Annotated in this window: 12 protein-coding genes; all 12 read right to left on the bottom strand. The window is 72.0% G+C overall.

The features are described from left to right. Window positions 1-16 precede the first annotated feature (16 nt). Entirely contained in the window at window positions 17-430 is a 414-nt protein-coding gene (locus tag ABZ490_RS16760) for a TIGR03618 family F420-dependent PPOX class oxidoreductase (protein WP_358990001.1), read from the bottom strand. Window positions 431-825: 395 nt separating this feature from the next. Further along, window positions 826-1,830, bottom strand: a complete 1,005-nt coding sequence (locus ABZ490_RS16755; protein ID WP_358989996.1) for a helix-turn-helix domain-containing protein — start codon at window positions 1,828-1,830, stop codon at window positions 826-828. Window positions 1,831-1,946: 116 nt separating this feature from the next. Beyond that, window positions 1,947-4,700 carry an alkaline phosphatase family protein gene (locus ABZ490_RS16750; protein WP_358989993.1) on the bottom strand — a complete coding sequence of 918 codons (2,754 nt, stop codon included), beginning with the start codon at window positions 4,698-4,700 and terminating at the stop codon, window positions 1,947-1,949. Further along, a complete protein-coding gene (locus ABZ490_RS16745; RefSeq protein ID WP_358989990.1) occupies window positions 4,672-6,087 on the bottom strand; it encodes an ABC transporter permease in 1,416 nt (471 codons plus the stop codon). The genes ABZ490_RS16750 and ABZ490_RS16745 overlap by 29 nt, the downstream gene beginning before the upstream one ends. Beyond that, entirely contained in the window at window positions 6,084-7,025 is a 942-nt protein-coding gene (locus ABZ490_RS16740) for an ABC transporter ATP-binding protein (protein WP_358989987.1), read from the bottom strand. The genes ABZ490_RS16745 and ABZ490_RS16740 overlap by 4 nt, the downstream gene beginning before the upstream one ends. Window positions 7,026-7,169: 144 nt before the next feature. Beyond that, on the bottom strand, window positions 7,170-7,943 hold the full coding sequence (locus tag ABZ490_RS16735) for a DUF5995 family protein (RefSeq protein ID WP_358989984.1): 774 nt from the start codon (window positions 7,941-7,943) through the stop codon (window positions 7,170-7,172). A 57-nt stretch (window positions 7,944-8,000) separates the two neighbouring features. Then, window positions 8,001-9,299 (bottom strand): cytochrome P450, encoded by a 1,299-nt coding sequence (locus ABZ490_RS16730; protein ID WP_358989982.1) that lies wholly within the window; start codon window positions 9,297-9,299, stop codon window positions 8,001-8,003. Between the two features lie 19 nt (window positions 9,300-9,318). Beyond that, entirely contained in the window at window positions 9,319-10,398 is a 1,080-nt protein-coding gene (locus ABZ490_RS16725; protein WP_358989979.1) for a fatty acid desaturase, read from the bottom strand. Between the two features lie 25 nt (window positions 10,399-10,423). Further along, complete coding sequence (locus tag ABZ490_RS16720; protein ID WP_358989976.1) at window positions 10,424-10,720, bottom strand: acyl carrier protein; 297 nt, start codon at window positions 10,718-10,720, stop codon at window positions 10,424-10,426. Beyond that, complete coding sequence (locus ABZ490_RS16715; protein ID WP_358989973.1) at window positions 10,707-11,651, bottom strand: fatty acid desaturase; 945 nt, start codon at window positions 11,649-11,651, stop codon at window positions 10,707-10,709. Before ABZ490_RS16715 ends, ABZ490_RS16720 begins: the two co-directional genes overlap by 14 nt. Before the next feature lie 17 nt (window positions 11,652-11,668). Next, the gene (locus ABZ490_RS16710; protein WP_358989970.1) at window positions 11,669-12,565 is read right to left on the bottom strand and encodes an acyl-CoA desaturase; all 897 of its coding nucleotides are present in this window, start codon (window positions 12,563-12,565) and stop codon (window positions 11,669-11,671) included. Then, window positions 12,555-14,423 carry a fatty acyl-AMP ligase gene (locus ABZ490_RS16705; RefSeq protein ID WP_358989967.1) on the bottom strand — a complete coding sequence of 623 codons (1,869 nt, stop codon included), beginning with the start codon at window positions 14,421-14,423 and terminating at the stop codon, window positions 12,555-12,557. Before ABZ490_RS16705 ends, ABZ490_RS16710 begins: the two co-directional genes overlap by 11 nt. Window positions 14,424-14,445: the final 22 nt, after the last annotated feature.

Genomic DNA, 14,445 nt, shown 5'->3' with positions numbered 1-14,445 from the left:
GCCGGGGGCGCGTCCGTCACCAGCCGGGCGGTCGTACCGTGCCCATCACACGGGTCACGGTGATCTCGATGACCACGCGCTCGGGGTTGGGGCGGGGCTGCCGGTAGCGTTCGGCGTAGCGCCGTACGGCCTCGGCGACGGACTCCGGGTCGTCCTTGACCAGCGCGGTGCCTTCGAGGGTGGACCAGCGGCGCCCCTCGACCTGGCCGACCGCGGCCCTCGCGCCGGGGCCGGCCGCCCGGACGTTGCGGACCTTCCTGCTGCCTGCGCTGCTGATGACGCGGGCGATGCCGGCCTCCGGATCGAAGGTGACCCCCACGGGGACGAGATGCGGAGTGCCGTCCGGCCGGTGCGTGGTCAGGAAGCAGATCCGGCGTTCCTGCCAGAAACGGTCATCGTCCGCCTCGGGCGGGGTGGCGTCGCTCGTCATGGTGGTCCTTCGTAGAGCCGGTGGCGTGCCCATCTTCCCCCAGCCGCCGGTGCGTCTGCCGGAAGGCGCCCGGGGTGACGCCGGTGCGGCGGCCGAAGAACTTGCCGAAATGGGCGGGTTCGGGGAAACCAACGCGCACCTGTTCGCCCCCCGTTGCCGGCAGACGGGCCCGTACCACTCCTTGACCAGGCGGTCGACGCTGCCGGTGCGGGAGGAGAACACCGGGGTGAGGTCGCAAGCCGCTGGACCGTCCCATCGTCACCCGTGCCCACCCCGACGACTACAACGGCGCCGCCCGCTTCGGCGTACCGGTGCACGCGCTGCCGCAGGTGCGTGAGCAGTCCGGGTGGCCCAGGACGTTCGGCGCCGGTCACTGATCGAGGAGCGGCCCGCTCCTACTGTCCCCGCGTCAGTGCCCGGTGTCGGTACTCCTTGGGCGAGAGCCCGTACGCGGCGCGGAAGGCGCGGGTGAAGTCGGAGGCGCGGGAGATGCCCCAGCGGGCGGCGACGGCGTGGATCGGCAGGGTGTGCGCCGAGGGGTTCGCCAGGTCGCGGGCGGCGCCCTCCAGTCGCCGCCCGCGGATCCAGGCCGCGACGGTCTCGCCCTGGGTCTGCTGCGGGAAGATGCGGTGCAGATAGCTCAGGGAGATGTGGTGGGCGGCGGCGATGACCGGGGGTGTGAGGTCCGGGTCGTGCAGGTTCTGCCGGATGAACGCCTGGATGTGCCGCGCCAGGACCTGCTGGCGGGACTCCGGCGTCAAGTCGGGTTCGGTGTCCAGCAGTTGGGCACACCAGGCGGAGAACAGGTCCAGTACGACCCCGCCCAGGCGCGGCGCGTCCGACGGCGGGAGGGTGTCGGCCTGCCGCTCCAGGCCGACGAGGAAGTCCGCCAGGAGGGCACCGAAGCCCTCCCGCCCCGGCAGTCCCCGGCCCAGTAACTCCCGCATCCGGTGCGGCGGCAGGGGAAGGAGCGCCTTGGGAAGGTCGACGCCCACGCCCCTCACGGCACACGGCCGGGTGCCGTCCGCCGACCGGGTGCCGTACGGGCGGAGGTCGTACGGCAGCGAGCTGTCGGTCAGATGCAGATCGCGCGGGCCGAACGAGGCGGTCCGGCCCGCGTGGTCGAGGGCCAGGCCGCCGTCGATCAGCAGCGTGAGGTGGTACAGCTCGGGGTCGGACTCGCGCACCAGTCGCGGGCTGCGCCGGTAGCGGGTCGGCAGGAACGACGTCGGCCACACCGTCACGGACCCCAGTTCCATCACCCGGCTCCGGGCCCAGAAGTCGGCCGCGTGCGCACTGGTGATGTCGCTGGGCGACCGCATCCGGCCGACCATGTCCCGCCAGTGGTCGAACCGGTCCGAGGAAGGTACGTCCCCCGTCCGGAACACCGTCCCGATCATCCCGCCCCAACTCCGCTGTTCCCGCCCGGCGTTCCCTTCCCCATCCTCGCACGCGGAGATCACCCGACGCAGCGGGCATCCCGCGTCACCGGCTCGATGGCGTCGCCCGGTGCCGCTCAGCCGTCGGACTCCGGGGACGGCAGGTAGGCGCCCGGTACGTCGTCGGGCGCGTAGACCTTGGTGTCGCCGGGGTACGGCTTGGTCCAGTCGTGGGTCTGGTACCAGGTGTAGCGGTTCATCTGGGTCGGGTTCGCGTAGTCGGGCACCGCGTTCGGGCCGGTCAGCCGCTGGTGCGAGGCCCAGGTCTTCCACTGTGCCGCGAGCTTGCGCCGCGCCGCCGGCACGGTGACGGACGTCGGCGCGGGGGCCGCCTCGGTGTTCTGTGCCGCCGGGGTGTCCGCGCCGCAGGAGGGCTGGGGACTCACCCCGAGGGTCAGCGAGGTCCGGTTGGGCACCGCCGTGAACGGCGTGTCGTCCGCCTTCCGCGTGAACGCCCCGTACATGGGGGTGGCGGCGCTGTCCAGCTGGTTCATCGGGTGGATCCCGAGGATCTGCTCGATGGTGCGGACCATCGTGATCTGCGAGTAGTAGCGGCTGTCGACGGTGCCGTGCCGGGCGTACGGGCTGATGACCTGGACCGGGGCACGGTGGCCGTCGACGTGGTCGAGTCCGGCCTGGGAGTCGTCCTCGACCACGAAGATCGCGGAGTCCTTCCAGTACCTGCTGTGCGAGATCTCGTCGACCATCCTGCCGACCGCGAGGTCGTTGTCGGCAACCTCGGCTGCCGCGTTGGCCGGGCCGCCGGTGTGGTCGTTGGAGAACCAGAACATGTTCAGGTTCGCGGGGCCGTTCTTCTCGAAGTCCTGCTTCCAGATCTGCTCTTTGTAGATGTCCGGGACACCGAGGTCGAACAGCGGGAAGCCCTGCACCGACACGTCGTTGAGGGAGGGGATCGCCGAGCCCGTCCTGATCGGGTACGCGGTGCCGGCGCCGGTCGCGGCCATGTTCTTGCTGTCGCAGTACAGGTTCTGCCAGGTGGCGTCGGCCGGCTTGGTCTCCAGCGACTGGAACTCGCCGAAGTCCTTGACGGACTTCCCGGCCGCCTCGGCACCCGTCCAGATGAACCCGGACTTCTGGTGCCCGAGGACGTCGTTCTCGGTGTCGTAACTGCGCGTGTACTCACCGGCCGAGGACTCGGTGTACTCCGGATTGTCCGACTGCATCAGCCAGTTGTGGCCCTCGGCGGAGTTCGTGCCGATGTCGTAGAAGTTGTCGTACAGCCCGAACTGCTGTGCCAGCGCATGCTGGTTAGGCGTCACGTTGTCGCCGAACTGGGTCAGCGACGCGTTCCCGTCGCCCTGCGGGAGGTCGCCGAACACCTGGTCGTAGGTCCGGTTCTCCTTGACGAGCAGGAAGACGTGCTTGATCGTCGAGGGGTCGCCGAGCCGCGCCGGGACCGGTACCGCCCTGGCGTGGCCGCGGCCCTGGGACGTCCGGACGGAGTCGCCGGTCCAGCCGTTCTGCCGGAACACCTTGGCCGTGGCGGACCTGATCACGCTGTCGTCCGGCAGGGTGAACCGGGTCAGGCTCGACGTCGTGTCGTGGGTGTTGTGGCCGGCGCTGTCGGGGCGGAGGGCGTCGACGCCCCGGGTGTTCGAGACAATCACCTCCTTGCCGACGGTGGTGATCCCGGAGGGGAAGTAGTCCGTGGGGAGCAGGCCGATGGAGCGGGCCGGCTGCTGCGCGGAGGTGTAGCGGTAGACGGCGACGGCGTTGGCGCGGCCGAGGGTCACCAGCAGCCGGCCGTCGTCGGTGAGGGTCACGGCGTCCGGCTCGTAGCCGACCGACGCCTGCGGCCACGGCTGGGTGGCGATGGTCTGGACGACCTTGCCCTTGCGGGGGTCGATGACCGACACGCTGTTGTCGGCGGTGTCGGTGACGAACACCGCGCCCTTCGCCGCGTACACCGCGGTCGGGTGCAGTCCCACGGCGATGGTGCCGACGGCGGCGGACGGGTCCGCCGGGTCGATGACGCTGACCGTGCCGGTGGTGCTGGCGCCGGTGTCGGGGTTCGCCGGTACGTCGGTGCCGTAGGAGTTGATCGTGGTGTCGCCCGCTGTGGCGGCGCGGCCGCCCTCGTTGCTGACGTAGAGCCGGCCGCCGACCAGGGCGATGCCGCGCGGGGCGGTGCCCACGGTCCAGCTCCGCCGGACGGCGCCGGTCGCCGCGTCGAGGGCGACGACCCGGTTCTGGCCGTTGACGGCCGCGTACACGGTGGAGCCGTCCGCCGAGAACACCGCCGCGCCCACCAGGGCCTGTCGGGAGCCCTGGTCGGCGATCGGGACGGTGGTCGGGTCGGCGAGCGTGCCGTCCGCGTTCACGGTGAACCTGGTGTAGCCGCCCGCCTGGCCCAGCCACAGCTGCTTGCCGTCGGGCGAGTACGTGGGGCCCTCCTGGCCGACCGAGCCGCTGCCGATGCGCAGGTCGTCGGCCGCGTTGGTGCCGATCTTCTGCTGCACCCGACCGGTCGCCAGGTCCATGATGACGAGGGAGGCGTCGCCGTCGGCGATCGAGGCCGCGAGGTGCGTGCCGTCCGGGCCGACCGTCGACGACATGATCTTGCCGTCGTCGATGACGGTGCGGGTGCCGTAGGGCTTGATGTACTGGTCGGCGGAGACGACCTGGCCGCGGGCCGTGACCTGGCCGACGTGCTGGGTGCCGAACTGGTACGTCGAGGCGACCGCGGTGCCGGTGACCCCCAGGGCGACGGCGATGCCCGCCGTGACCAGCGTGGTCCGGCGTCCGACACGTCTGCCGAAGAGGGTGACCCGCTCCTTCTCGTCAACCCGGCGCTGCCGTGTTACCTGCATGGAACTGTCCCTTCGAGGTGGTGTCCAGCAGCTCGACGACGCCGTCGAACTGCCACAGGGGGTTCGGGGCGTCTCCGGTCGAAGTACGCACCAGGAAATAGCCGTTCACTTCCTTCGGCCCGTCGCCGTCCGCCACGAACCGCCCGTCCGAGCCGATGTCGAGCTGGTAGACGGCCGTCCCCGCGACCGGGACGCCGGGCAGATGCCAGGTGACGACGCACCGCCAGTCGTTGCCCGCGCCCTCCTGGGCGCCCTGCCCGTCGCTCTTGGTGCAGGCAGCCGTGGCCCGCAACCGGTCCTCGGTCACGGCGGGACGGTGGAGCTGAGCCGTCTGCAGGCGGTAGAGGTGGGCGAAAGCCGTGGCGAGGGACCGCTGGACCTTGTCCTGCTCGATGCCGGAACCGGCCGAAGGGGTCGCCAGGGCGACCGCCGTGACGGTGAGGGCGGTCAGTCCGGCGAGCGGCAGCAGCCCGAGGGTGAGCGCGCGACGCCCGGCACCGTCGTAGGCCGGGTTGGTGAAGTCGCGCCGCAGGAACAGCAGACGGGCCAGCAGGGTCGCCAGGAGCGCCCACGCCAGGCTGACCGCGACGGCGATCAGGAGCGGGCGCAGCTGCTGCGGGCTGGTGAACAGGCCGTTCCACGAGACGAAGGCGTAGCCGGGCAGGGCGAGGCGCACCGCGACGGGCAGCGGCAGCATCTGGGCGACCGATGTGGCGAGGGCGAGGAGCGGGGGCAGCAGCAGGCCCGTCGGGGACCGGCCCAGCGCGACCGATCCGAGCAGTCCGATCGCGGCGAGGGCCAGGGTCGGGGCGAGGGCGCAGGCCCAGGCGAGCAGCACCCGTGCGGCGGCGTCCCCCGGTGCCAGCAGCCGGCCGTCGAGGCCGACCAGCGGATGGGAACCGACCGTCAGCAGCCCGCCGGCCGTGCTGGAACAGGCCAGCCCGGCCACCAGCAGCAGGACGACGGTGAGACTGGCCAGCGTCTTCGCCAGGAAGATCCGCCCGGGCGAGCGGACCGCGACCAGCAGATGGCGCCAGGTGCCGAGCCGGTCCTCGGAGGCGAACACGTCACCGGCGACGACCGACGCCAGGAGCGGCAGCGCCCAGGTGCCGGCGAAGCCGAGCATCACCAGCGGTCCGGCCCACGCCGTGGCGTGCATCCAGCGGCCGAAGAGGGTGTCGGTGGGCAGCGTGCTCTGCACGCTCACCCCGGCCACGAAGAGTCCCGGCCCGATCCAGCAGGCGAGGACCAGCAGCCGGATCCGCCATTGCGAGAACAGCTTGACGAGTTCGAAGCGGTAGCAGCGGGCCACCGGGACACGGCGGGCGGCGGCCGGTGCGGGAACGGCGGACGCGCTGGCGGTGGCGCTGGCGCTGGGCGCGGTCATCCGCCGGTCTCCTGCTGCTCGGTGAGGGCGAGGAAGGCGGCCTCGAGGGGCGGTACGACGGGGGTGAGTTCACGCACCGCGATGCCCGACCGCACGACGGTCGCGACGAGTTCGTCGAGCGCGGGCACCGACCCGCGGACGACGGCCACCTCGGGATCGTGGCGTACCCCGGTGTCCTCGACGACCCGGATCCCGGGCGCCTCGGCGGCCAGCTTCCTCGCCGTCTCCGGGTCGGACGTCCGCAGCCGGTGGTCGAGTTCACGGTTCCCGGCGGCCAGCTCGTTCAACGGGCCGGAGAAGACGACCCGTCCGGTGGCGAGGATGGTGACCTCGCTGCACAGGGCGTCGAGGTCGTCCATCCGGTGGGTGGAGAGGACCACGCTCGTGCCCTCGGCGGCGAGCCGGGTGAGGACACGGCGCACATGGCGGGTGCCGACCGGGTCGAGTCCGTTGGCGGGTTCGTCGAGGACGAGCAGCCGGGGCCTGGTGAGCAACGCGGCGGCGAGCCCCAGCCGTTGGCGCATGCCGAGGGAGAAGCCGCGGGTCCTGTCGTCGGCGACATCGGTGAGCCCGACCTGGTCGAGCACGTCGTCGATCCCCGCCGTCCGCGCGTCCTGGCCGCGGAGGCCGGCCAGCGCGGCGAGGTTCTGCCGGGCGGTCAGCGACGGGTAGAGACCGGGCCCGTCCACGAAGCCCGCGACCCCGTCGGGACCGGCGAGCGCCTTCTCGACCGGCGCGCCCAGGATCTCCAGACGGCCGCTGTCGGGGAGGGCGAGGCCCAGCAGGAGCCCGAGCAACGTGGTCTTGCCGGCGCCGTTCGGCCCTGCCAGACCGTGGATCCGCCCCTGTGCCACCTCCAGTTCGACGCCGTCGAGGGCGACCACCTCGCCGAAGCACTTGGTGATGCCTCGGGCCCGGACCGCGGGAAGTGTGTCCATGAGTCCCTTCCTTCGCAACAGTGAAGGAACTTAGGGGCGGCACACGACACGGGCACGGACGGCGGGTTGAACGTGCCAGGAACGGATCGTCAAAGCATCGGCAAGTGAGTCTGCGGCGAGTAAACCGGCGTGCTCGCCGCTCCCTCACCCGCCGGAGGGCCGCTGCATGGCACGGTCGAGATGCTGGATGACGGCGGACACGTCGTCGCTCTCCGTTCGCCGGATCAGCTCCAGGGCCGGCCGGACGAGCCCGCCCGGGCGGGCTATCAGCCGGGCGAGCACGGCCGCCCTGACGTCGAGCCGCTCGATGGTGGCCGCCTGCTCCGCCGCGTCCTGACCGGCCAGCAGAACGGCGTTGTGCCAGGCCTCCTCGCGGGACCGGCGGACGCTGAAGTCGAGGATGCGTTCGTCGGTGCGGGCCCCGACCTGGTCCAGCAGCGACAGGAACGGCGACAGGTCGTCGACCGAGTCCTGCACGGCGAGCACCACCCGCCCCAGGATGTCGTTGATGAGCAGGAAGTCGTGCCGCAGCGCGTGGATGTCCTCGCCCGGGGCGGTGCGGGCGGCCGCGACGGCGAGGTCGAGGTTGATGTGCGCGTTCACGCCGAGCAGCAGGTGCTGGACGATGACGGTGTCGGCGTCGGTGAGCAGGCCGAACGTCCGGCGCCAGCAGCGCGGTCCGCTGCGGTCGCGGCGCCAGGCGTCGTACGCGTCGAAGTAGCGGTTGCCGAAGAGCGTGTCGAAGCGGTCCATCCGGGCGCCGTCCTCGAACAGCCCGGCGTGGATGCCCGTACGGACCTCGACGGTCACCTGTCGGTACAGGGCCGCGAAGTACCCGATGCGGTCCCCCGCGCGGCGGGCCTCCCGCACGATCCCGGCCAGCCCGTCCACGACCTCGTCGATGTTCTCGGCCTTCATGGCCAACTCCCCCTCGTGGTCAGTTCGTTCGAGCCCTGCTGCGATGAACCCGGTCGTCTAGGAGCCGAGCACCACCTCCATGCGGGCGAAGCCGCGGGTCACGAGTTGGTCCCGGTGGGTGGGCGGGGCCGCGAGGGTCATGCGCGGGAAGCGGCGCAGGAGGACGGGCACGGCGGCCTCGACCTGCATCCTGGCGAAGGCGGCGCCCAGGCAGTAGTGCGGGCCGAGGCCGAAGGAGAGCGGCCGGTTGTCCTCGCGGGCGGTGTCGAAGGCCGCCGGGTCGGTGAACCGGCGGGGGTCGCGGTTGGCGGCGGCGAGGACCAGCAGGGCCCTGCTGCCGGCGGCGACGCGGTGGCCGTGCAGGTCGATGTCGGTCGCGGCGGACCGCGTCAGGACGTGGTTCGGCGGGTCGATCCGCAGGGTCTCGGTGATGAAGGCGGCGGTGTGCTCCTCGTCCGTGGTCATCCTGCGGCCCTCGGCGGGGTGGTGCAGGGCGAGGCGTACCGCGTTGCCGATCAGGTCGCTGGGGCTCTGCACACCGGCGATGAGGAACATGACCAGGCTGGCGACGAGTTCGTCCTCGCTCAGCGCTCCGGCGGCGTCCCGGTCCCGCACCATCACGCTGATCAGGTCGTCTGCCGGGCGGCGTCGGCGGTCCCGTACGAGGTCGGCGAGGTAGTCGACCAGGACGTCCATCCCCGCGTCGGCGGGCAGCAGTTCGTCGCGGTCGAAGACGGGCTCGAAGGCCGTCGTGGTCGCGGTGACGGCGCCGCGCAGCTCCATGCGGTCGGCCTCGGGGATGCCGAGCAGGTCCCCGGTGACGGTGATCGGGACGCGGGTGGCGAAGGCCTCGACCAGGTCGACGGGGCCGCCGCCGTCGGGACCGCCGCCGTCGAGGGTGGCGAGGTGGGCGGTCCAGCGCTCCGCCGCCCCGACCGCGAGCCGACGGCGTTCGGCGACCAGGCGGGGCGCGTAGGCCCAGCCGGCGAAGCGTCGCATGCGCTCGTGGTCGGGCGAGTTGCTGAACATCATGATCTTGGTGAAGCACTGCCACGAGGAGTGGTCGTTCATGCCGGTCGTCCGGTGCACGGCGGCGTCGGTGACGAGGAAACGGGGGTCGCGCAGGGCGGTGCAGATCTCGTCGTAGCCGAGGACGAGCGTGCCGGCGGGGCCCAGGGGGATCACCGGGCCGAGTCCCCACAGGGCGTCGTAGAGGGGGTAGGGGTGGTGCTTTCCGGCCGGGGTGAACAGCTCGGCGAGGGCCTCGGCGGGGCCCATCTCCGGCTCGGCGGGTCCCCTGACCGGTTCGGCAGGTCCCGTGACCGGCTCGGTCAGCTGATGATCGGTCGCTGGCATGACCATGCCTCCATGGACGTCACTTGGTCGTTCCCGGCGCTTGCCTCGCCGCCTCGAAGTCGGTGTAGAAGCCCGCTTCCGTGTCGTACAGATGCAGGCTGCGCAGGATGCGCCACAGCCCGCCGAGCCTGAGCCGCTCCTCGCGGACCATGCCCGGATGGGCGCTCTTCAGCGCGAGCTGTGCCTTGGGGAGGTTGTAGAACGGGATCGCCGGGGCCACGTGGTGCGCGGTGTGGACGGAGATGTTGTGGGTCAGGAACGACAGCAGCCTCGGATACGCGTAGTCCGTGGTGAGGAGCAGCCGCGCGGCGTTGCGGGTCCAGTGCTGCGAGGTCAGGAAGGGGACGTCGGCGGCGCTGTGGTGCATGAGGGTCGTGGCGCTGAACCACAGATGGGTCATCAGCCAGGGCAGCACGAAGTAGGCCAGGAGGCCTCGTACGCCGGTGAACACCACGAGCGAGGTCAGGCCGGCGACGGCGACGGGCGCGGTGAAGGCGATGGACCGCCACACCTCGCGGCGCATCGACCGCTTGGGGAAGTAGCCGGGCCGGAAGCCCGACACGAACCAGTAGCGGACCGTCCCGCCCCAGAAGGCCCAGGTGCGGGTGCCCGCGTAGACGGCCTTGGCGAAGGGCGAGAGGCGTCGGTAGGCGTCCGGGGGCAACGGCCGCCAGTCGGTGTCGAGTTCGAGGTTGTTGGTGTACGAGTGATGCAGATTGTGCACATGGCGCCAGGAATGGTACGGGTAGACCAGCGGGAGCAGCGCGACGCTTCCCACGGCGGTGTTGAGGCGTCGCGACCGGGAGAAGGAGCCGTGGCCGCAGTCGTGCGCGATGCAGTGCAGGCCCCAGCCGCCGAGGCCGGCCGTGAACCACAGCGGGACGTCGAGCAGCCAGGACGGGGAGAACACGACTCCGGTGATCGCCCCCGCGTAGAGGGCGAGGCTCACGGCGAACCCGAGCAGTCCGCGGGCCGTGCGCGGGGTGAAGTACTCGCGCGGGATCGACTCGGTCAGGTGCCGCCCCTCCAGCGCCCGTGACTTCTCGAGGAACTCCTCGAAGCGCCGGTCCGGACCGGTCGGAATGCCGCGTGCCGCCATGACGTCCTCGCTCTCGCCGTCGCTCTCAGTGGCCGTGCTCCTCGGCGAGCCGCCGGCCGAGATGGGCGGCGACGGCGTCGATGGAGGAGTGCTCGTACAACAGGGCGGGCGACAGGCGGAGTTCGACGAACTTCTCCAGCTTTCCGCACATCTGGATCCCGGCGCGGGAGTCGAGCCCGTAGTCCTCGAAGGCCTGGCTCGTGTCGACGGCGGAGGGGTCCACGGACAGCTTGTCCACCAGGTAGTCGACCATCCAGGCGCGGATGGCCTCCTCGGTGACCGGGCCGTCGGAGGTGCGGGCGTTCTTGTCACGGCGAAACACGGTGGGGCTCCTGTCGTTTCCGGGCTATCCGCGCGGCTGAGGGCTCGTGCAGGTTCCATACGATGTGCAGCCGGCCGAGGGCGGTCAGCAGCCAGCCGCTGAGGTCGGGCTCCCACCACCGGGTGGCGTGGCGGTAGGAGCCGGGGAACGCGTGGTGGTTGTTCTGGAGGCCCTCGCCGAAGGTGAGGACGGCGACCCACCAGTTGTTGGTGCTCCTGTCCCCGTTGTCGAACGGCCTGCTGCCGAAGGCGTGGCAGAGCGAACCGACGCACCACGCGGCCTGGTTGGCGACGAAGATGCGGGCGAGGCCGCCGAAGACGAGCCCGGAGAAGGCCGACCGGGCCGTGTGCCCGACGGCGAGGCCGATCGCGGCCGGCAGGACGAGCCCCGCCGTCACCCACACCGGATAGAGGCGGTGGTGCAGGATCAGGCGTCGCTCGCGCAGGATGTCCGGCGCGTACACGGACCACTTCGAGGACTCGTCGCTGAGCATCCACGGCAGGTGCGCGTACCACAGGCCGCGCATCCGGGCCTTGAGGCCGGTGCCGTGGAGGTTGGGCGAGTGCGGGTCGCCCTCGCGGTCGGCGTACTTGTGGTGCCGCCGGTGGGTCGCCACCCAGAACAGCAGCGGGCCCTGCGCGGCCATCGACCCGGCGGCCATCAGGACGTCCTGGAACCAGGGCGAGGTCCTGAACGCCTTGTGGGCGAGGTAGCGGTGCAGCCCGATGGTGACGCCGCCGAGGTGCACACAGTAGAACACGCCGAACAGGATCAGATCGGTCGCCGTGAACCGCCCGGTGGCCAGCAGGTATCCGGCGGCGACGGTGCCGAGGAGCGGCAGGACCATGGTGGTCAGCGCCGAGAATCTCTTGATCCGCAGGCTTCTCGGGTCGAGCCGGACGATGCCCTCCGGGGCGCTGACAGCCGCCATGGTTCCCTCTCCCTCTGCTACCGGTCTTCCCGGGCCGCGCCCGTGCGCGCCGGGTAGCGGACGTCCGACACCAGTCCCGCCCGGTCCAGGAGGCTGATCACCCCGCCGGTGAGGTCGAGCTGCCAGAACCGGTGCCGGTTGTGTGCCAGCGCCGGCTGGGAGTGGTGGTTGTTGTGCCAGGACCCGCCCACCGAGACCGGCGCGAGCGCGGCGAGGTTCCGGCTGGAGTCGCGGGTGGCGTACGGGCGGCGGCCCCAGGTGTGGCCCAGGGAGTTGACCGTCCACGTCACGTGGTCGAGGACGAACATGCGGGCGAATCCGCCCCACAGGAGTCCACCGAGCGCGTCGACGGGGCGGCCGGTCACCGCCCAGCCCACACCGGCCGGCAGGACCAGCCCCAGGGCGACCCAGGCCAGGTAGTGGCGGTCGACGCTGTGGACATGGCGATTGCGCAGCAGGTCGGGGACGAACTTCGCCCAGCCCTCCCGCCGGACGGTGAACAGCCAGCCGACATGGCCGTGCCACAGGCCGCGCAGTACCGCCAGCCGTCCCTCCCCCCGCGGGCGTGGCGAGTGCGGATCGCCGTCCCGGTCGGCGAAGGCGTGGTGCTTGCGGTGCACGGACACCCAGAACAGGATCGGCCCCTGCGCCGCCATGCTGCCCGCGATGCCCCACAGGTAGGTCAGCACCGGGCCGGCGGAGAACGAGCGGTGCGAGAAGAACCGGTGCAGCCCGCCCTCGACGCCGAGCGAGGTGACGAGGTACATGCCGGCGAACAGGCCGAAGTGCAGCCACGACCAGCCGTGGTGGACGGTGAAGAGGACCGCGGCCGCGCAACCGGCCGTGGATCCGCCGACCGTGGTCCGGGCGAGCGCCCGCACACGGCGGTCCTCGGGCGGGGCTTCAGTGGTCATGGTGCGGCTCCCCGTCTCCGGAGGCGTCGGAAGGTACGGCGTCGGACGCTACGAGGACGCTGCCCAGGGTGTGCTCCGGATACGCCGAACGGGCCGCCGCCCGGCGGATCTTCCCGCTGGTGGTCAGAGGGATGGTGCCGATCCGCACCAGGTGCACGCCGGCCGGCCGGACGCCGTGCTCGGCGGCCACCGCCGCCAGCAACCTGCCGCGCAGGGCGTCGAGTTCGGCCCGGGTCGGGCGCCTGTCCCGCACTTCGGCGACCACCACGACCTGTTCCTCGGGCGTGCCCGGCACCGCGAAGACCACGGAACGGTGGACGGACGGGTCGGCGCGGTCCACCGTACGCTCGACGTCCTGGGGGTACAGATTGCGGCCGGCCACCACGAGCAGTCCGCTGATCCGGCCGGTGACGAAGAGTTCGCCGTCGCGCAGATAGCCGAGATCGCCGGTCCGCAGATACGTCCTCGACGGGCCGCCGTGCCGCTCCGCGCGGTCGGCGGGTGTCGCGCCGAACACCGCGGCGGTCGGCCCGGGTCTGCCGTGGTAGCCGACGGCGACATGCGGCCCGTGGACCCAGATCTCCCCGACGACGCCGTCGGCCCGTGTCCGGCCGGAGTCGGGATCGACGACCAGGAGTTCATGGCCCTCCGCCGGGGCTCCGCACCCGACGACGGGCACCGCGTCGCCCTCCGGGTGCGGCGCGGCCTCGCGCGGGGGCGCGTCCCGGGTGACCGCCCGGCCACGGGACAGCGCCTCGCGGTCCACCCACTCCACGCGGAGGTCCGTCCCGGGCTCCTTGGCCGTCACGAGAAGCGTGGCCTCCGCCAGCCCGTAGCACGGGATCAGGGTCTTCTCCCGGTAGCCCAGGGACACGTACCGCTTCCGGAAGGCGTCGAGCGTGTCGAGCGCGATCGGCTCGGAGCCGCAGAAGACCTGCCGGAGCGACGACAGGTCCACGCCGGCCAGGTCCTCGTCGTCCACGGTGTCCGCGCAGAGCTGGAAGGCGAAGTTCGGCGCGACGGTGATGGTCACCCGGTGCTCGGTGATCGCCCGGAGCCAGCGGGCCGGCTGCTGGACGAAGTGCTCCGGCGTCATCATCAGCAGCGGCCAGCCGCCGTGGAGCGCCAGCATGATCGTCCCGATGAGTCCCATGTCGTGGTACGGCGGCAACCAGGTCAGCCCGACCCGGTCGTCCTCCACGCCGATGTGCCGTTCGAGGGAACGGCAGTTGCTCATCAGATGGGCGTGCGTCAGCTCGACGCCCTTCGGGTCGCCGGTCGAGCCGGACGAGTACTGGATGAGAGCCGTGTCGGCCGGCCGCACCGGATCGGGGGAAGCGGTCGCGGCCGGTGCGGGAGGTAAGTCGTCCAACGGGATCAAGGGGGGAAGCCCCTGCCCGCCGACCGTCGTCCCGGCGAAGCGCCGCTCGTGCCGGGAGTCGGCCAGGATCGCGCCCGGCCCGCAGTCGGCCAGGATCGCGCGCAGCCGGGTCACGGCCCGCCGGTTGGTCGGGGGGAAGGCCGGGACGGCCGTCGCACCGGCCTGGAACACACCCAACAGCCCGGCCACGAAAGGCAGTCCGGGCCGACCGGCCAGCACCACCCGGCCGCCGCCGTGCCCTCCGGCCCGTAACCGGGCCGCCACGGCGTCGGCGTGCCGCTTCAGCTCCGCGTAGGTCCATGTCCCGACCCGGTCGCTCGTCCCGTCGGGCAGAAAGCGGAACGCCGGGCGGTGAGGCGTGGACCGGGCCCGGGCATCGAGGACGTCGCTGAGGGTCGCAGCCGGCGGAAACGTGTACGGCGGAATCGGTGGGCGCGCTCGTCGCTCCCGCTGCCGGGGCGCGGTCTCCTGTTCCACCGAACCCCTTCCCGGAGACGCC

The sequence above is a fragment of the Streptomyces sp. NPDC005811 genome (genome assembly GCF_040630405.1).
Classification (GTDB): Bacteria; Actinomycetota; Actinomycetes; order Streptomycetales; family Streptomycetaceae; genus Streptomyces.
Note: the sequence above shows the minus strand (reverse complement) of the source record. Positions and strands in the feature narration are given on the sequence as shown.

Excerpts from the sequence above, each read along its gene's own strand:
- ABZ490_RS16760 (WP_358990001.1), bottom strand. The coding sequence starts at position 430 with ATGACGAGCGACGCCACCCCGCCCGAGGCGGACGATGACCGTTTCTGG.
- ABZ490_RS16755 (WP_358989996.1), bottom strand. The coding sequence starts at position 1,830 with ATGATCGGGACGGTGTTCCGGACGGGGGACGTACCTTCCTCGGACCGG.
- ABZ490_RS16750 (WP_358989993.1), bottom strand. The coding sequence starts at position 4,700 with ATGCAGGTAACACGGCAGCGCCGGGTTGACGAGAAGGAGCGGGTCACC.
- ABZ490_RS16745 (WP_358989990.1), bottom strand. The coding sequence starts at position 6,087 with ATGACCGCGCCCAGCGCCAGCGCCACCGCCAGCGCGTCCGCCGTTCCC.
- ABZ490_RS16740 (WP_358989987.1), bottom strand. The coding sequence starts at position 7,025 with ATGGACACACTTCCCGCGGTCCGGGCCCGAGGCATCACCAAGTGCTTC.
- ABZ490_RS16735 (WP_358989984.1), bottom strand. The coding sequence starts at position 7,943 with ATGAAGGCCGAGAACATCGACGAGGTCGTGGACGGGCTGGCCGGGATC.
- ABZ490_RS16730 (WP_358989982.1), bottom strand. The coding sequence starts at position 9,299 with ATGCCAGCGACCGATCATCAGCTGACCGAGCCGGTCACGGGACCTGCC.
- ABZ490_RS16725 (WP_358989979.1), bottom strand. The coding sequence starts at position 10,398 with ATGGCGGCACGCGGCATTCCGACCGGTCCGGACCGGCGCTTCGAGGAG.
- ABZ490_RS16715 (WP_358989973.1), bottom strand. The coding sequence starts at position 11,651 with ATGGCGGCTGTCAGCGCCCCGGAGGGCATCGTCCGGCTCGACCCGAGA.
- ABZ490_RS16710 (WP_358989970.1), bottom strand. The coding sequence starts at position 12,565 with ATGACCACTGAAGCCCCGCCCGAGGACCGCCGTGTGCGGGCGCTCGCC.